Annotated in this window: 15 protein-coding genes and 2 pseudogenes; 5 read left to right on the forward strand and 12 right to left on the reverse strand. The window is 40.5% G+C overall.

Annotated elements, in window-relative coordinates; genetic code table 11:
- Window positions 1–62: 62 nt before the first annotated feature.
- From tgt to FH976_RS05245, 3 genes are all read right to left on the reverse strand, one after another.
- A complete protein-coding gene (gene tgt, locus FH976_RS05235) occupies window positions 63–1,214 on the reverse strand; it encodes a tRNA guanosine(34) transglycosylase Tgt (RefSeq protein WP_194089850.1) in 1,152 nt (383 codons plus the stop codon).
- Between the two features lie 120 nt (window positions 1,215–1,334).
- On the reverse strand, window positions 1,335–2,396 hold the full coding sequence (gene queA, locus FH976_RS05240; RefSeq protein WP_194089851.1) for a tRNA preQ1(34) S-adenosylmethionine ribosyltransferase-isomerase QueA: 1,062 nt from the start codon (window positions 2,394–2,396) through the stop codon (window positions 1,335–1,337).
- A 245-nt stretch (window positions 2,397–2,641) separates the two neighbouring features.
- On the reverse strand, window positions 2,642–3,547 hold the full coding sequence (locus FH976_RS05245; protein WP_194089852.1) for a hydrogen peroxide-inducible genes activator: 906 nt from the start codon (window positions 3,545–3,547) through the stop codon (window positions 2,642–2,644).
- Window positions 3,548–3,745: 198 nt separating this feature from the next.
- Between FH976_RS05245 and FH976_RS05250 the strand changes: the two genes are divergently transcribed.
- Both FH976_RS05250 and FH976_RS05255 read left to right on the forward strand, forming a co-directional pair.
- Window positions 3,746–4,357: a peroxiredoxin gene (locus FH976_RS05250; RefSeq protein ID WP_194089853.1), complete on the forward strand. Its 612-nt coding sequence runs from the start codon at window positions 3,746–3,748 to the stop codon at window positions 4,355–4,357.
- Window positions 4,358–4,510: 153 nt separating this feature from the next.
- The gene (locus FH976_RS05255) at window positions 4,511–5,254 is read left to right on the forward strand and encodes a copper homeostasis protein CutC (RefSeq protein ID WP_194089854.1); all 744 of its coding nucleotides are present in this window, start codon (window positions 4,511–4,513) and stop codon (window positions 5,252–5,254) included.
- Between the two features lie 44 nt (window positions 5,255–5,298).
- Here FH976_RS05255 and phoU read toward each other — a convergent pair whose 3' ends face one another.
- The 8 genes and pseudogenes from phoU to phoB all read right to left on the reverse strand — a co-directional run bounded on the left by phoU (window position 5,299) and on the right by phoB (window position 13,968).
- Window positions 5,299–5,991 (reverse strand): phosphate signaling complex protein PhoU, encoded by a 693-nt coding sequence (gene phoU, locus FH976_RS05260; protein ID WP_194089872.1) that lies wholly within the window; start codon window positions 5,989–5,991, stop codon window positions 5,299–5,301.
- A 16-nt stretch (window positions 5,992–6,007) separates the two neighbouring features.
- Entirely contained in the window at window positions 6,008–6,826 is an 819-nt protein-coding gene (gene pstB, locus FH976_RS05265; protein ID WP_194089855.1) for a phosphate ABC transporter ATP-binding protein PstB, read from the reverse strand.
- A 1-nt stretch (window position 6,827) separates the two neighbouring features.
- Window positions 6,828–8,216, reverse strand: a pseudogene (gene pstA, locus FH976_RS05270) (phosphate ABC transporter permease PstA); the annotation flags it as partial.
- A 77-nt stretch (window positions 8,217–8,293) separates the two neighbouring features.
- Window positions 8,294–8,492 (reverse strand): annotated as a pseudogene (locus FH976_RS16140) (phosphate ABC transporter permease PstA); the annotation flags it as partial.
- Window positions 8,493–8,522: 30 nt separating this feature from the next.
- Window positions 8,523–10,799 (reverse strand): ABC transporter permease subunit, encoded by a 2,277-nt coding sequence (locus FH976_RS05275; RefSeq protein ID WP_194089857.1) that lies wholly within the window; start codon window positions 10,797–10,799, stop codon window positions 8,523–8,525.
- A 161-nt stretch (window positions 10,800–10,960) separates the two neighbouring features.
- Window positions 10,961–11,926, reverse strand: coding sequence for a PstS family phosphate ABC transporter substrate-binding protein (locus FH976_RS05280; protein WP_324187410.1), 966 nt, complete (start codon window positions 11,924–11,926; stop codon window positions 10,961–10,963).
- Between the two features lie 17 nt (window positions 11,927–11,943).
- Window positions 11,944–13,251: a phosphate regulon sensor histidine kinase PhoR gene (phoR, locus tag FH976_RS05285; RefSeq protein WP_194089859.1), complete on the reverse strand. Its 1,308-nt coding sequence runs from the start codon at window positions 13,249–13,251 to the stop codon at window positions 11,944–11,946.
- Between the two features lie 27 nt (window positions 13,252–13,278).
- A complete protein-coding gene (phoB, locus tag FH976_RS05290; protein ID WP_194089860.1) occupies window positions 13,279–13,968 on the reverse strand; it encodes a phosphate regulon transcriptional regulator PhoB in 690 nt (229 codons plus the stop codon).
- Window positions 13,969–14,161: 193 nt separating this feature from the next.
- Here phoB and rdgC point away from each other — a divergent pair, with 193 nt between their 5' ends.
- The 3 genes from rdgC (at window position 14,162) to FH976_RS05305 (ending at window position 17,018) form a co-directional block, all read left to right on the forward strand.
- Window positions 14,162–15,073: a recombination-associated protein RdgC gene (rdgC, locus tag FH976_RS05295; RefSeq protein ID WP_194089861.1), complete on the forward strand. Its 912-nt coding sequence runs from the start codon at window positions 14,162–14,164 to the stop codon at window positions 15,071–15,073.
- Window positions 15,074–15,294: 221 nt separating this feature from the next.
- On the forward strand, window positions 15,295–16,752 hold the full coding sequence (gene trhP / locus FH976_RS05300) for a prephenate-dependent tRNA uridine(34) hydroxylase TrhP (RefSeq protein WP_194089862.1): 1,458 nt from the start codon (window positions 15,295–15,297) through the stop codon (window positions 16,750–16,752).
- An 11-nt stretch (window positions 16,753–16,763) separates the two neighbouring features.
- Window positions 16,764–17,018 (forward strand): YfhL family 4Fe-4S dicluster ferredoxin, encoded by a 255-nt coding sequence (locus FH976_RS05305; protein WP_194089863.1) that lies wholly within the window; start codon window positions 16,764–16,766, stop codon window positions 17,016–17,018.
- An 83-nt stretch (window positions 17,019–17,101) separates the two neighbouring features.
- Here the strand turns inward: FH976_RS05305 and nfsA are convergent, their stop codons facing one another.
- Entirely contained in the window at window positions 17,102–17,824 is a 723-nt protein-coding gene (gene nfsA, locus FH976_RS05310; RefSeq protein WP_194089864.1) for an oxygen-insensitive NADPH nitroreductase, read from the reverse strand.
- Between the last annotated feature and the right edge of the window lie 100 nt (window positions 17,825–17,924).

Consider the following 17,924-nt stretch of genomic DNA (forward strand, 5'->3'; position numbering starts at 1 on the left):
TGGGTTACTCTGTACCTTTTTCAATGGCACAGAGTAAACTAAACTGACTAAAACGCTAAGAATTACTCTTGTTCTTGGCTTTTTCTAATGTCTTTTTGCATTGGTGGAACTTCACGATCTCGTCGAGCATAAAATTCTTCAACAAACGCTTCAAAACGATCTTCATCAATAGCTTTACGAATACTGGCCATTAGGCGCTGATAATAGCGTAAATTATGAATAGTGTTTAAGCGAGCGCCTAAAATTTCATTACAACGATCCAAATGATGCAAATATGACTTTGAATAATTTTTACAAGTGTAACAGTCACATTCAGGATCAAGTGATGATGTATCTACTTTATGTGATGCATTTCGGATCTTAACTACGCCACCAGTGACAAACAGATGCCCGTTACGCGCGTTACGAGTTGGCATCACACAATCAAACATATCAATACCGCGGCGTACACCTTCAACTAAATCTTCCGGTTTGCCAACGCCCATTAAGTAACGAGGTTTGTCTTCAGGAAGTTGCGGGCAAGTATGTTCGAGCATATGGTGCATATCATCTTTCGGTTCACCAACAGCCAAACCGCCAACTGCATAACCATCAAAACCGATGTCCGTCAGTCCTTTAACCGATTCATCACGTAAGTCACCATAAACGCTACCTTGCACGATACCAAAGAGTGCATTCGGGTTTTCTTGCTTGTCAAAATGATCACGGCTACGTTGCGCCCAACGCAATGACATCTGCATCGACTTCTTGGCTTCATCATGAGTGGCTGGATAAGGCGTACATTCATCAAAGATCATAACGATATCAGAACCTAAGTCCTTTTGAATTTCCATTGACTTCTCTGCGTCCATAAAAATTCGATCGCCATTCACAGGGTTACGAAAATGCACACCTTCTTCGGTGATCTTACGCATTTTTCCCAAACTGAAAACTTGAAAACCACCGGAATCAGTTAAAATAGGGCCGTTCCAATTCATAAAATCATGCAAGTCACCATGCAGCTTCATGATCTCTTGACCAGGACGTAACCAAAGATGGAAAGTATTACCGAGCAATATTTCAGCACCCGTTTCTTTCACCTCTTCTGGTGTCATGCCTTTTACTGTGCCATAAGTACCGACAGGCATAAAAGCAGGTGTTTCAACAGAGCCACGTTCAAACGTTAAACGTCCACGGCGGGCAACACCATCTTTTTTAATTAGTTCGTATTTCACGAAACCTCCAAAATGTCGGAAAAACAGTCCAACGATTTAAACAGCGATAAATTCTAGCCACTCGACATCTTTTAACTCTTAGGAATCTTTGGCTATTAGAAACCTTTCAGTTACTAGCAACTAAGAAGTCGCTAGCATCTTTTTCGTTACAAACATCGCATCGCCATAACTAAAGAAGCGATATTTTTGTTGTACAGCATGTTGATACGCAGCCATGACATTATCATAATCAGCAAAAGCACTGACGAGCATGATCAACGTTGATTCAGGTAAGTGAAAATTAGTAATAAGAACATCCACTAATTGGTATTCATAACCTGGGTAAATAAAAATTTCAGTGTCACCAAAAAAGGGAACTAATGATGTGCCTTTTTGTTTAGCATCTTGCGCCGCACTTTCTAATGAGCGGACCGATGTTGTACCTACAGCGACAATTCGACCACCACGGGCGCGAGTTCTGGCAATAGCATCGACCACTTCTTGTGGTACTTCAACATATTCAGAATGCATGTGATGATCATTAATATCATCAACGCGAACAGGCTGAAAAGTTCCTGCACCTACATGTAAAGTGACATAGGCAAACTCGACACCTTTGGCTTTAATTTTATCCAAAAGTTCATTATCAAAATGAAGCCCAGCGGTAGGCGCGGCCACCGCCCCCGGTTTTTTATTATAAACGGTTTGGTAACGCTCTTTATCAGAGTCTTCATCTGGGCGATCAATATAAGGAGGAAGTGGCATATGCCCCACATCATTCAATACATCCAGAATCCCTTTATCTGAATCAAAACGAATTTCAAATAAAGCGTCATGACGAGCGATCATTTCAGCTTGATACTCATCATTTTCACCTAAGAATAATCGATTACCAGGTTTTGGTGATTTCGATGCACGAACGTGAGCTAAGATGGTTTTATCATCCACAACACGTTCAACCAAGACTTCAATTTTACCACCGGACTCTTTACGTCCAAATACTCGTGCTGGGATAACACGTGTATTATTAAATACGATCAAATCACCTTCATTAACCAGATCAAACACGTCGGTAAATTGACCATCTTTCAATTGCCCACTGTCGCCATTGAGTTGTAATAAACGACTCGAAGTTCGTTGTGGTTGAGGGTAACGAGCGATGAGCTCATCAGGAAGGTCAAAATCAAAATCAGATACTTGCATGGTGATCACTTATTAAGGCTAAACGGCAATTTATAAAACGACGTTATTAAACAAATTGAAGGGTTAAAAAAACTGGCGCCAGTATAGACTTACCACCAGTAATTTCAAGATTTGTTACTTTTTTATAGCCACCAATCCAACGGCTATAATCGATAGTAACCTTGGAGTTTATTCGAGTTTATCCCAAAGAAAATCGGTATAAGAACCTCAAGCTCCAGTTTATCCACCATTCATGATGATAGATTTTATAATAACCCCTCAACCACATTCGCTAACGTTTTAAATGTTTCAATCCTATTGCTGCTTGGCCTCCATATCAGGCCAATTTCACGATAAGCATTTCGGCCAGGTGGCTCGATGACAGCTAAGTTTAGGTTATCTATTAAACCGTGATTTATTGCCATTTGTGGGATAAAAGTTGTTCCTAAGCCATTAGCGACCATTTGCACTAAAGTATGTAAACTCGTGGCTGAAAAAGGATTGATTTTTTCTTTTTTAGTAAGCTTACACGCTGACACGGCATGCTCAGTTAAGCAATGTTCATTTTCGAGTAAAAATACTGATTCATCGGGTAAGTCATCGTAACGAATTGGCACTCGGATACCACCGGCTTGTTGTCGACTCATAATCATGCGAAATGGATCTTGCCCTACAATATGGCATTCCATTTCTGCTATATCGACTGGCATGGCTAAAATCAACACATCAAGCTCACCCTTACGCAGCGCTTTTAATAAATTAGCAGTCGTATCTTCTCGTAATAATAAAGTAAGCAAACCAAAGCGCTGGTTCAATTCTTGAACTAAATTGCCCAATAAAAAAGGTGCTATCGTCGGGATACAGCCAACTCTTAATTGCCCTTGCATATTACCACTTTGGCAAAGCGCACCAATTTCGAGTAAGTCTTGGCTTTTAGCTAATAACTCCCGCCCCTGCTTGACCACTTTCTCTCCCGCCAAAGTGAAAATCAAAGGGCTTTTCTTGTCTTTTTTTTCAAATAAGGGGCAACCAATAAGCTCTTCAATATTTTGTATGCCTTTACTTAGCGTCGATTGACTAACAAAACAACGCTCCGCAGCCTCACTAAAGTGATGGGTTTCATAAAGTGTAATTAGATAATGTAATTGTTTTAAACTTGGCCATTTAGTCATATTAAGTTTCGATTATAGTGAGTGGAAACAGAACGGTGATCACAAATTTCTAATCATCGCTTTTTTCGATTGAGTTAATCGGTTTAATTCGCTTTTTTTCATACTACAACTTGTACTATAGTTTGTCCTGTTGAAATATTCAGACACTGATGTTTGGATACTGATTTTTAAATCAACGTAATATTTAGGAGCAACATAATGGTACTAGTAGGTCGTCAAGCCCCAGATTTCACAGCAGCAGCTGTTTTAGGTAACGGTGAGATTGTTGATACATTCAACTTTAAAGATTTCACTAAAGGCAAAAAAGCGGTTGTTTTCTTCTACCCTCTAGACTTCACATTCGTTTGCCCATCAGAGCTAATTGCTTTTGACAAACGTTTTGAAGATTTTAAAGCCAAAGGCGTTGAAGTAATCGGTGTTTCTATCGATTCACAATTCTCTCATAACGCATGGCGTAAGACTGCTATCGCTGATGGTGGCATCGGTGAAGTTAAATACCCACTTGTGGCTGATGTGAAGCACGAAATCGTAAAAGCTTACGATGTTGAGCATCCAGAAGCTGGTGTTGCTTTCCGTGGTTCTTTCCTAATTGATGAAGAAGGCACAGTACGCCACCAAGTCATTAACGATCTTCCATTAGGTCGTAATATCGATGACATGCTACGTATGGTTGATGCACTAAACTTCCACCAGAAAAATGGTGAAGTTTGCCCAGCACAATGGGAAGAAGGTAAAGCAGGTATGAAAGATTCAACTGCAGGTGTTGCTGCATACCTTTCTGAGCACGAAGCTGACCTCGGCAAAAAATAATTTAACTTAAAATTATTTTGATTCTAAAACCTCGCCTCGTGCGAGGTTTTTTTGTTCTCATCCTCTAAAATAATACTTTTTAAAATCAGATTATCGTCTTCTCCCAACCAATTGATCTACAATGATGCTCTGTTTTTTTATTTAGTGATCATCATGACCATTCAACTTGAAGTTTGTATCGACAATATAGAATCCCTTCATAACGCTATCTCCGGTGGCGCAACTCGTATTGAACTATGCTCATCTTTAGCTTTAGGTGGATTAACACCAAGTTATGGGTTTATGAAAATAGCAGCAGAGCAATCCAATGTTCCGGTTTATGCCATGATCCGCCCTCGCCAAGGGGATTTTCTATATAACCAAGAAGATCTCAATATCATGCTAGAAGATATTGCCTGCGCCAAGCAAGCAGGCCTCGAGGGCGTAGTATTTGGAGTGTTAACGGCGCAAGGTGATGTAGACATCGCAATGGCGCAGCAGCTAATGAACGCAGCGAAGGGCATGGGCAGCACCTTTCATCGAGCGATTGACCAATGTCGAGATTATAAAAGTGCTATTGAAGCCATTGCTACATTAGGCTGCGAACGAATTTTAACATCGGGGCTTGCCTCAACTGCTCCTCAAGGCATCGATGTGATTTCGGAAATGGTTGATCTCGCCAATGGTCGTTTTTCGATTATGGCAGGCGCGGGTGTTACCGCAGAGAATGCCACGAAAATTATTCATGCGACTGGTATCCATGAGATTCACTTATCTGGAAAAACGACTCGCCCGAGTGAAATGAAGTTAATGGCGGAATCTGCCAAAATGGGCGCTGATCATATCGATGATTTCTCGATTCCTATTACCAGCACTCAAGCTATCCAAGCCGTCAAAAACATTGTCGAATCGGTCTAACTCACTCTAACTAAAATAATGGTTAGTCTAATTAGAAGCCAACACTAAAGTAGGGATGTAAGGTATTGCGAATCATGCCTTACATCTTTTCCTTCCACAAAATAGATAATGTACTCACAGATATTTTGACATCGATCCCCCACTCTCTCGATCGTATGAACGCCTGTCATGATCAGCATAACTTTGGCAATCGAATCGATATCTTGCTTCATGAAAGCCACTAATTGATCAATTAACTTTTTATGCTCTTGATCGATAAGCTTATCCATTTGATAAATTTGTGCAGCAGCTTTCACATCCATACGCGCAAAAGCATCTAATACTTGGTGTAGCATATCTACGGCAATACGGCCTAACATCTCAACCGAGACTAATAAACCGGCCTGGGCATGAGAGAATGAATCCTGTGCCACTCTTGCCAACTTTTTAGCGCCATCACCAATTCTTTCTAGATCAGAAATGGTTTTAATAATCGCAATAACTAAACGTAAATCTCTGGCGGTTGGCTGACGCTTGGCAATGATTCGAGTGCAAGCCTCACCAATGGCCATTTCCCTCTGATTCACTTTTTGATCATCACGGTGAACCTTGCTTGCCAGCTGAGAGTCTTGTTGTGACAACGCTTGCAGTGAGAGAGAAAGTTGCTCCTCCACCAATCCTCCCATTGCAAGCACGTGAGTTCGAAGAGATTCAAGCTCAATATTAAATTGCTCTGAAATATGCCGACCTAAATGCATTTTCATTTTTTATTCCTCAACCGTATCGGCCAGTAATATAGTCTTCTGTTTGTTTTTTCTTTGGAGAGGTAAACATAGAATCGGTATCGCCATATTCAATCAATTGTCCCATATGTACAAAAGCAGTGTAATCACTCACTCTCGCCGCTTGCTGCATATTATGAGTCACCATCACTACCGTATATTGCATCTTTAACTCACTAATTAACTCTTCAATGGTCAAGGTTGAAATAGGATCCAAGGCTGACGTTGGTTCATCTAATAACAAAACCTCCGGCTCGATAGCAATGGCCCTTGCGATCACTAAACGTTGCTGCTGACCACCCGACAAACCAAACGCATTATCATGTAGTCTATCTTTGACCTCAGTCCATAAAGCAGCCGCTCTCAATGAACGCTCAACCGAATCATCTAAGGTTCTTGAATCTTTAATCCCTTGTAAACGCAAACCATACACAACATTTTCATAAATCGATTTAGGAAATGGATTTGGCCTTTGAAATACCATCCCAACTTGTCGACGTAAACTCGCCACATCCACTCTTGGGTCGTAAATATTTTGTCCATGCAGCAAAACCTCACCTTCGACCCGACATCCATCGACTAAATCATTCATTCGATTGATACAGCGTAATAATGTTGATTTACCACATCCAGAGGGTCCAATGAAGGCTGTCACATGCCCTTTCGGTAGCTTCATATTAATCGATTTTAATGCTTGGGTTTGTTGGTAATATAAATCCAAATTTTCAATACTAATCGCGGTTTGGCTATCGCTTAATTGGCCGACATCCAAAGGTTCTGCATATCCAAGAGCCGAATGCATAGAGAGCATACTAATCATTCCCTAAAATTTTGAATTTTTCACGTAAGTTATTACGGATCATAATGGCAGTAATATTGAGCCCAACGACGACCGTAATTAATAAAAATGAAGTGGCAAAAACTAATGGTCTCGCCGCTTCAATATTAGGTGTTTGAAAACCAAGATCGTAAATATGAAAACCTAAATGCATAAACTTACGATCTAAGTGTAAATATGGAAAACTAGAATCAAGCGGTAAACTAGGCGCCAATTTGACAACACCCACCAGCATTAATGGTGCGACTTCACCTGCCGCTCTTGCAACCGCCAAAATTAATCCGGTCATAATTGCAGGGCTCACCATAGGTAAAATGATTCGCCATAAAGTTTCAAACTTGGTCGCGCCCAATGCATAAGAGCCATTACGTAAAGAACTCGGCACTCGAGACAACCCTTCTTCAGTCGCAACGATTACCACTGGTAATGTAAGAATCGCTAACGTTAATGCTGACCAAAGTAACCCTGGGGTACCAAAAGTTGGTGTGGGTAAGCTTGCTGAATAAAATAATGAATCCAGTGTGCCGCCTATGGTGTAGACAAAAAAACCTAATCCAAATACGCCATAAACAATCGACGGTACTCCCGCTAAATTGACCACCGAAATGCGGATAAGTTTGGTCACAAAAGTGTTGGGAGCATATTCATGTAAATACACCGCCGCAATAACACCAAGTGGCATGACGATAATAGACATGATGATCACTAATAATACAGTACCGAAAATAGCTGGAAATACACCACCTTCAGAGTTTGCATCACGCGGACTATCCGATAAAAATTTACCCACTTGGTTAAACCAATGCATGATTTTTTCAGAATATGTCATCGCGTTGGGATACCAAATATCCAAAATCGATTCCAAAGAAAGAGGATAAGATTTACCTTGCATATCTTGTACGAAGATCTTTTGATTTTGCAGTAGCGTTTGCTTATCCCTGATCGCTTGCTCTTGTTGGGTAAACTTTATTTCTAATGCATTTTTCTTTTCAAGTAATGGTTGTATGTCGGCTTTATTACTTAAACCAGCAGCGAGCTGCATGGATTTAATCGAACGATCGAGCTTTCCTAATTCTTGGCTTAAATCGCTTAAATCACCTTTTCGGATAACTTCAATCTCTTCCCTAATGCTTCGGGCTCTCACTACCGCTTGATCAATACTCTGTTTGAGGTTGTCTTTTTCAATAGCAGAACCTCCAATTTGGTAACCAATCGGAACACCAAAAAAAGCCCCATTTCGAGTTCGTTCAAATACGGCGATATCTCGTGGTTGAGTCTTATTTTTTAACTCTACATTTAAAACAGAAATAAAATCTTTAGGGTACACTTCCCGATTGGCAACTTTGATAGATAGGCGTTCCGCTTCGCCCTTTTGAAGTGTTTCAGGTGACCATCGGTGTCCGGATGATGAAAGCTGATCCAAAGATACCCAATCTTTTTGATAAATTTGACCAATAAGACGATTACCTGATTCATCTTGCCATTGATAAACAGGCATCGGCCAAAAGTACACCAAGCCTTTCCAACCGATCAAAAGCAACAATCCAAGCACTGAAATCAGACAAATACTTACCGAGCCGGCCGTTAACCACAACCAAGGGTTCCCTGCTTTAATCCACCCTTTCGTCTGGTTTAACATGTTAAACCTCGGCCATAGCCAATCATGATGCTACATCGCACGATATTTCTCTCTTAACCGTTGGCGAACCACTTCAGCGATGGAGTTCACGATGAAAGTAAATACAAACAATAAAAAAGCTGATAAAAACAATAACCTGAAATGAGAACCGCCTACTTGCGACTCTGGCATCTCAATCGCGATATTAGCCGATAACGTCCTCATACCTTCTAAAACATTCCAATCCATTACCGGTGTATTTCCAGTGGCCATTAAAACTATCATAGTTTCCCCTACCGCTCGGCCTAATCCCATCATCACAGCAGAAAAAATCCCTGGACTGGCGGTCGCTAGCACAACAGTAGTCAAACATTGCCAAGGTGTCGCACCCAACGCACTCGCTCCATCAGATAAATGCTTTGGTACCGAAAAGATAGCATCCTCAGCAATGGTGAAAATAGTTGGAATAACCGCAAAACCCATAGCAAAACCGACAATGAGCGCATTGCGCTGATCAAAATCCACGCCATAACTTGCAAGAAATAAACGAATATCGCCTTTAAACATCATGTGCTCAAAATGATGGCCGTACTGTATGACTATATAAGTGGTGGTTAATAATATCGGGATCAAAAGCAATGCTAACCACTCATTTCGTAGCGATTTTTTTTGTATTACCGCCACTATATTCCATAAAACAGCAGTACTAATGATCGCAACTGGCAACATGATAAACAACAAAAGCAAACTAAATAGGTTCATTTCTACCCAAGGTGCAAACCACAGGCCGGCTAAAAACCCAATAATAACCGTTGGCAACGCTTCCATTAGCTCGATAGTAGGTTTGACATATTTACGCATTTTCGGGGTCATAAAATAAGCGGTATAAATAGCGCCACATAGTGCTATTGGCACAGCAAATAACATGGCAAATAAAGCCGCTTTTAACGTGCCAAATGCAATGGGTGCTAAACTAAACTTTTCTTCAAAATCATTACTAGCCGAAGTCGATTGCCATACATACTCTGGTTTTTCATAACCTTCATACCAGATCTTACTCCACAGTGATGAGATCGCTATTTCAGGATGATAATTACTGACTTCAAAAGTACGGATGTGAGACTGCGATACCGTCACAAGATAACGCTCGTTTCGTGAAGTCGCAGCGGCTTGTGGCGAAGCTGACAATAACGATTTAGATAACACCTCTTTATTGGTCGTTGTATAAAAGTTTTTAATCATGCCATTGGGTTGAAAGCTATAGAAACCTTTACGAAAATAATCCGGCAGTAATAAGCTGGGTGTGCTGCCTAATTGAAAATCTCGAATGTGAGTTAAATGGCGTTGTTCATTTTTCAAAACATCAAACCATTGTGAAACTTGGCCACCTTGGTAGCGGATCAGCAAGGATTTTGCACCTGATAAAAAAGACAAACCGATAGCAGCTGAACGAGAAGATCTAGTGAGATCTATCGATTCTCCTAATGTAAATTGATTATGCTCGCGCTTGAGTACGAATAACCTAGTCGGTGACAAAACATATAAGGTTTGTCCATTTGGAGTAAGGCGGTAATCGTTAATTTCAACACCAAGTAATGGTATCGAGATACGATAAGATTCCCATAAGCTATCGTTGTTATTCCCCTCCATTAATGCTGATTTTTTATCAAAGCCAATGCCTTGCCAATGATCCTGATCGTCCCGCCCAATAAAAATCGCCTGTTGATTCGCAATAGCAAAATCAAAAGAATCAATAGGTTGTTGATCATCAGATAAAAGAATTGGCATCTCACGAAAACGAGTTAACTTGACGACAACTTGATTGCCATTTGGAGTATATGTCGTCGAAAAGCTAGGTTTAACGGCCATAACTTCGCCTTTATCATTGGCGTATCCATACCAACCACTTTCCGCATTCGTCTCTCTAAAAGCTGTCGCGTCATTCATAATTTGTTGTTGCGATATTGATTGTTGTGATATCGATTGTTGTAGTACCGATTGCTGAGATGAGTGCTTTTCACCTGAGCCGTTCAACGGGTAAAATTGAAACTCACCATTCTTACGAAAAATAAAAGCATTCTGGCCATCATCACTAATCCCGATGGCTTTGGCGATATTATGCTCATCGATTTCTGTTTCCACTGTTGACACTGACTTGAGATCAGCAGAAGAAAATATAGGGATGGTCACCCAAATAAGGTAAACAATAAGTAGGACTAATGTGATTAAAACGCTGACTCCGCCGACTTTTATCAACGAACGAATCAAACGGTCTATTGCCCAGCGCCGTTTGTCTCGTTGTTTAAAAAAAGTCTCTATTGGAGCCATGTGATATTCATTCCTAAGCGATAACGATTGTTGCGATTAACCAACATAATGCAGTAATTATGCTTCATTTAAGATGACGGTTCGAATGATTATAATGATAAAGGTTATTGGTTATTGGTTATTGGTTATTGGGGATAAAAAGCGCTACACCCAAATCAACATCAAAATGCTAACCCTACTTTTTTAAGTTGAGACTCGGCTAACTCGGTTGATAGAGAAACGTAACCATCTTTTTCCACACCTTTCTGGCCTTGTTTCGAGAAAATAAATTTTAGAAATTCAGCATCATTTGTCGCTAATGGTTTTAATGGGTTTTTATTCACATATAAATACAAATAACGAGAAAGTGGATACTGACCAGATAAGATGTTATCTCTCGTCGCAGCAATATAGTGGCTGCCTTCAATAGAAACCGGTACTAAACGAGCCTTAGAAACTTGATAACCGATGCCAGAATAACCAATACTGTTAATTGAAGATGCAACCGACTGAACTACCGACGCTGAGCCTGGTTGCTCATTCACTTCTCGTTTAAAATCCCCTTCGCATAAAGCATGTTGTTTAAAATACCCATAAGTGCCTGATGCGGAATTGCGGCCAAACAATTGAAAACCAAGTTTAGCCCAATCAGATGAAATACCTAACTGTTGCCAACGATTCAACCTCTGCGTTGCTCCGCATTGTAATGTAGATGAAAAGATTGCATCAATTTGCTCGAAATTCAAACCTTGTATGGGATTATCTTTATGAACAAAAATACCAATAGCATCAATCGCTATTTTAAGTTGTACAGGTGGGTAACCATATTGCAGCTCAAATGATTCGATTTCTTTCGCTTTCATTGGACGGCTCATTGGGCCAAGTTGAGAGGTTGCTTCAGTTAATGCTATAGGCGCTGTAGATGAACCTGATGCTTGTATTTGCATGTTAACATTTGGGTATATTCGTTGAAAATCCTCAGCCCATAAGCTTATTAAAGTGGCTAGAGTATCTGAACCAACCGACGATAAATTACCCGAAATACCTGCTACTTTTTTATAATCCGGTAAACGATCCACATCACTTGATGCTCGACCCAATGGTGAGAGAATCAAAGCAAGTAATAATGAATACAGCGACAACTTTATATTTTTAACCATCATGCTCAATCACCAACATGGAAAATGAGTTTTTTCGGGAGCACAAAAGAGAAACAGCTACCAATGCCAACTTCACTTTCAATATCAAGATGGGATTCATGATGGCTCAAAGCATGTTTAGTAATCGCTAACCCCAAACCACTTCCGCCGGTTTCACGAGATCGAGCTTTATCGACTCGATAAAATCGTTCAGTTAGACGGTGAATATGCTGAGCTTCAATCCCATCACCACTATCTTTAACCGATAAGCTAGCACCACTCAAAATCTCTTTCCATGTAACCAATACATCCGCGCCAGCTGGAGTGTATTTCACTGCGTTATACACTAAGTTTGAAATCGCACTACGCAACTGATCATGATCCCCATAAACATGCAGCATTTTATCCACATCAAACACAATATTATGATGATTATCACCACTTAAGGCTTGGGCTTCTTTCTCTAGGGCATCAAGCATGAAAGGAATATTCACCACTTCCTCTAACTGGTGATTGATCGATGCTTCTATTTTCGATAGCGTCAATAATTGCTCAACTAATGCGTTCATACGCGAGAGTTGCTCTGTCATCACTCCATGCGCTTTGGACCACATAGGACCGACGAGCACATCAGGATCTTCGGTCATTTCTAAGTAACCTTGCAATACTGTCATTGGCGTTCTTAACTCATGCGAGACATTAGCAAAGAAATTTCGGCGCATACCTTCAAGTTTTTTCAACTGAGTCACATCACGAACGACCATCAAATGCTCACCATCGGTATAAGGCACAATACGCAGTTCTAAAATACGATCAGGCGTTAGCGGCGATAACATCTCTAACGGTTCTGAGAAGTCATTTTTGATCAGATATTTAATAAAATCGGGAGTTCGTAGCAAGTTCGCGATCGGCTGACCTGAATCATCGGGCCAACGGAAACCCAATAACGATTGGGCTAGCTTATTACACCAAACAATGTTTCCTTCACTGCGAAAGACGACGACTGCATCGGGCAACGCTTCTGCTCCATGACGAAAACGACGGATTAGGTTACCAAGTTCTTTTCGGCGACGGCGCTGTTTTTTTTGTAGTTGGTAGATGCCATTAAATAACGGTTCCCAACTGTTAGTACCAGAAGGAGGGCTTAACCGTTTCTCATCCCATAACCATTCAGATAAACGAATTTGATTATAATATTGCCAAATAAGTTGCATCGCCGTCGCAGCAAGTAGCAGCCAGCCCATATAGCCAAAAAGCCAGCCAATTAAAATCCAAGGAATGTAAAAAAAAGCCAGCGACCAAGCTAGCTTTTTCCATGTTAACTTTTCAACCATTCAAACAAGCACTCCGCTCATCAATCATTAAACTCGTGTAGAAAAACGGTAACCCGCCCCACGTACCGTTTGGACTAGTTTATCGTGTCCTGCGTTTTCCAATGCTTTTCTTAAGCGACGAATATGCACATCAACAGTGCGATCTTCAACATACACATTAGTCCCCCAAACATTATTCAATAACTGTTCACGGCTATAAACTCGCTCTTGGTGGGTCATAAAAAAATGCAACATTTTAAATTCTGTTGGCCCCATATCCAATGGCTCATCATTCGCCATTACTCGATGAGAAACAGGATCAAGTTGCAAACCTTGAACGTCAATAACATCTTCTAATGCGGTCGGCGTAACACGGCGAATAACGGCTTTTAAACGCGCCACTAACTCTTTAGGTGAAAATGGTTTAGTTATGTAATCATCCGCGCCTACTTCAAGCCCACGAACTTTATCTTCTTCTTCACCACGAGCCGTCAACATCACCACTGGAATATGGCGAGTCAACTCCTCACGTTTTAAGTGTTTAATATAATTAATACCAGAACCACCAGGCAGCATCCAATCAAGTAAGATCAAATCAGGATAAGGTTCACACAGTTTATTTATGGCTGAATCATAATCTTCAGCTTCAACCGTTTGGTAGCCTTTTTGTTCCAAAACAAAACAAATCATTTCCCTAATTGGGGCTTCATCTTCAACAACTAGAATTCTTCTCGACATATCCGAAATACCTTTCGCGCCTAAAGTTAGAATATTAATTTATATTTATTATGGATTTTAAGTATGACAGTTTTGTGACTAACGCAAAGAAACTTTAACAGAAGTGTCATTTAAACGGTAAAAACGTGACATAAGACAAACGAATAAAAATCGCATATCATGACCACAAACTTACACACAAAGAATGAGAATTATGTGGTTTAAAAATTGTTTAGTATATCGTTTCAACCGTGACATCGATCTCAACCTCGATACTTTAGAGTCTCAACTCGCTGAATTCAAATTCTCACCTTGTGGCAGCCAAGATAAACAAAAATTTGGCTGGACTAGTGTTATCAATCGTAACAGCGACATGCTCACTCATGTTGCTGGCGAGCATATTTTGATTAAAGCCCAAAAAGAAGAAAAACTACTGCCAGCATCGGTGATCAACGATTCACTTAAAGATAAAATCGATGTGCTTGAGCAACAAGAAAATCGACCATTGAAGAAAAAAGAAAAGGACGATTTAAAAGAAGAAATTCTGATTGATTTACTGCCACGTGCTTTCAGTCGTCATAATTTCACCTCAATCCTGATCATGCCGAAACTAGGCTTCATTTTAGTCGACTCTAGCAGCTCGAAAAAAGCCGAAGACGCATTAGCTTTATTGCGTAAAACAACCGGTAGCCTTCCTGTTGTACCTGCAATTCCTGAGCAAGCGATCGAATTAAGCCTAACGGAATGGGTCAAATCAGGTGATTTACCACAGGGCTTCCAGTTAATGGATGAAGCGGAACTAAAATCAGTGCTAGAAGAAGGTGGGATCATCCGTTGTAAGAAACAAGATCTTAGTACAGATGAAATTCAAAACCACATCGCAGCCGATAAACTGGTCACTAAACTGGCATTAGACTGGCAAGAACGCATTGAATTTGTATTATCTGATGATACCAGTATTAAGCGCTTAAAATTTAGTGATGAGCTCAAGGACACCAATGAGGATATTCCTCGTGAAGATGCAGCTCAACGATTTGATGCTGATTTCACGTTAATGTGTGGTGAGTTTGAACACTTTATTCCCGCATTATTTGATGCTTTAGGCGGATTGCCAGCAGCGAAATAATCTAATTTTACGCCTTTAAGATATACTTATTTATTTAACGGGCGAATATTTAAGGGGAATAAAGCTCACGCTATCAATGCGTTTTATTCCTCTTAATATTAAACCTGACACTTTGTGTGCTTTTCTCGCTTTTCCAAGCAAATTGACGTAAAATTCGCCTCCCAAATTCATACCATATTGTGGTATGAACCTGACCTGAAATCAGACCAAGAGAAACTATTATGTTTAATACCCCAGAATTATTATCGCCCGCAGGCAGCCTTAAAAATATGCGCTATGCCTTTGCCTATGGCGCGGATGCGGTTTATGCAGGTCAGCCACGCTACAGCCTACGTGTGCGTAATAACGAGTTCAATCATGAGAACCTTCAAATCGGCATAGATGAAGCACACACACTAGGTAAAAAATTCTATGTGGTTTGTAATATCCAGCCTCATAACTCAAAGTTAAAAACGTTTATTCGCGATCTTAAGCCCGTGGTAGAGATGGGACCGGATGCATTAATCATGTCTGATCCAGGTTTAATCATGATGGTGCGTGAAGCTTTCCCTGATATGGCGATCCACCTTTCAGTACAAGCCAATGCCGTGAACTGGGCAACCGTAAAATTCTGGTCAACCCAAGGAATTGAGCGTGTGATCCTATCTCGTGAATTATCACTTGAAGAAATAGAAGAAGTTCGCGAGCACTGCCCAGAAACTGAATTGGAAATTTTCGTGCATGGCGCGCTTTGCATGGCATATTCTGGCCGTTGCTTACTTTCTGGCTACATGAATAAACGAGATCCAAACCAAGGTACCTGCACCAATGCTTGTCGCTGGGAGTACAATGTAGAAAAAGGCAAAGAAGATGAGAATGGTCAAATCGTTGCGGCTAACGCTTCTCAAAAAAATAGCGTAGAACAGTTTGATCCTCAATCTGCGCAAGCGATCGAAATCCAGAATGAACGCCCAGACAATACATTAGGCCTTGGAAAACCAAGCGATGAAGTTGTGCTGTTATCAGAAGCTCATAAACCGGAAGAAAAGATGGCGGCATTTGAAGATGAGCATGGTACTTACATCATGAACTCAAAAGACTTACGCGCGATTCAACATGTAGAACGTCTAACTAAAATGGGCGTACATTCACTCAAAATTGAAGGACGTACAAAATCTTTCTATTATTGCGCCCGAACCGCTCAACTGTATCGTAAAGCGATTGATGATGCCGTTGCAGGTCGTCCATTTGATGATAGCTTGATGGGTACATTAGAAAGTCTTGCTCATCGTGGTTACACCGAAGGTTTCTTACGTCGTCATACCCATGATGTTTACCAAAACTATGATTACGGTTACTCAGTTTCGGATTCTCAACAATTTGTTGGCGAATTTACCGGTAAGACACGCGTATCAGAAAAAAATGGCCACCTAGCCGAAGTTGAGGTCAAAAATAAATTCATGACTGGTGACAGTATTGAAATGATGACACCACAAGGCAATATTATTTTCACACTCGAAGCTATGGAAAATCGTAAATTCCAAGAAGTCGATGATGCTAAAGGCAGTGGTCACTTTGTATTTATACCCATTCCTGCTGATTTAGATTTAAGCTTTGGCCTGTTGATGCGTAACTTAAAATCAGGTCAAGATACTCGGAGTCCAAATCAAGCCGTTGCTACAACGCAAACTGGACAATAAGAGACATATAGATGGCCTTACTGATCACAGACAAATGTATTAATTGCGATATGTGCGATCCTGAATGCCCTAATGGTGCGATTACCATGGGTGATATCATCTACGAAATCGATCCTAATTTATGCACTGAATGTAAAGGACATTACGATAAACCAACTTGTCAATCAGTCTGTCCGATCACCAATTGTATTACGATCGATCCGGAACATATTGAAACTGAAGATGAATTATTAGAAAAGTTTGTTGTGATCCAAGGAATGGCTTAATTGTTTTAATATTCACGAGAAATAAAAGAGGCTGAGCAGATCTATTCTGCTCAGCCTCTTTTATCTAAATACCCATAAATGAGTTACTTCTCGGCTAGACCTTTAGAATGCAGATAGTCTTTAATAAATGGACGAGACTCTTTGCTTAAACGACTAGCAATATGATCCGACCATGAGCCGCTTTTTTGATTACTGCCGCGAGTTTGGTAATAGTGGCTCGTTTGTTGATCATATTCTGCAATATCATCAGCGGAAAGAGGCTGATAACTATTTTGGTGCACCATCACTTTTTGTGGTAGACGCGGTTTAATTTGTGGATCTTGAGCCGGATGACCTAAGCACATGCCAAACATGACCGCGCAGTATTGTGGCAAGCCTAATAGCTCATCGACCTCTTTCGGTGAATTACGTAAGCCGCCAATATACACACCACCTAAACCAAGTGATTCAGCCGCAAGTAATGTATTTTGTGCCATGATTCCCGCATCTATCGCCCCAATTAAGGTTAATTCGGTAAATTCTGGCTTAACTTCATTTGATAGCTGAAAGTGACGTTGATAATCAATACAAAATACCAAAAACTCAGCAGCGTTTTCCACATAGCCTTGCCCTCCGGCAAACTCAGCTAATGCTTTTCTTTTAACTGGATCGGTAACGCGAATGATGGAAGTTGTTTGTAAAAAACTCGATGAGGACGCTGAAATACCTGCCGCTAAAATCGCCTCCAATTGCTCATTAGTTATAGCCTCTGGAGTAAATGAGCGAATCGAACGATGCGCCATCATGGTATCAATTACGGTATTCATTATTATTCCTTACAAAATATTTAGATTACGAGAATCTTACCATATTCAGATATTCAGATATTCAGATCACGCTAAATCTTAAGTAAAGAAACTAAAAACG

The organism is Vibrio hibernica, assembly GCF_015223435.1.
Lineage (GTDB): Bacteria > Pseudomonadota > Gammaproteobacteria > Enterobacterales > Vibrionaceae > Vibrio > Vibrio hibernica.

Coding starts and splice junctions, on each gene's coding strand:
- FH976_RS05250 (WP_194089853.1), top strand. CDS start 3,746: ATGGTACTAGTAGGTCGTCAAGCCCCAGATTTCACAGCAGCAGCTGTT.
- queA (WP_194089851.1), bottom strand. CDS start 2,396: ATGCAAGTATCTGATTTTGATTTTGACCTTCCTGATGAGCTCATCGCT.
- pstB (WP_194089855.1), bottom strand. CDS start 6,826: ATGCTCTCTATGCATTCGGCTCTTGGATATGCAGAACCTTTGGATGTC.
- FH976_RS05275 (WP_194089857.1), bottom strand. CDS start 10,799: ATGGCTCCAATAGAGACTTTTTTTAAACAACGAGACAAACGGCGCTGG.
- phoU (WP_194089872.1), bottom strand. CDS start 5,991: ATGCATTTAGGTCGGCATATTTCAGAGCAATTTAATATTGAGCTTGAA.
- nfsA (WP_194089864.1), bottom strand. CDS start 17,824: ATGAATACCGTAATTGATACCATGATGGCGCATCGTTCGATTCGCTCA.
- rdgC (WP_194089861.1), top strand. CDS start 14,162: ATGTGGTTTAAAAATTGTTTAGTATATCGTTTCAACCGTGACATCGAT.
- FH976_RS05305 (WP_194089863.1), top strand. CDS start 16,764: ATGGCCTTACTGATCACAGACAAATGTATTAATTGCGATATGTGCGAT.
- phoB (WP_194089860.1), bottom strand. CDS start 13,968: ATGTCGAGAAGAATTCTAGTTGTTGAAGATGAAGCCCCAATTAGGGAA.
- phoR (WP_194089859.1), bottom strand. CDS start 13,251: ATGGTTGAAAAGTTAACATGGAAAAAGCTAGCTTGGTCGCTGGCTTTT.
- FH976_RS05255 (WP_194089854.1), top strand. CDS start 4,511: ATGACCATTCAACTTGAAGTTTGTATCGACAATATAGAATCCCTTCAT.
- FH976_RS05245 (WP_194089852.1), bottom strand. CDS start 3,547: ATGACTAAATGGCCAAGTTTAAAACAATTACATTATCTAATTACACTT.
- trhP (WP_194089862.1), top strand. CDS start 15,295: ATGTTTAATACCCCAGAATTATTATCGCCCGCAGGCAGCCTTAAAAAT.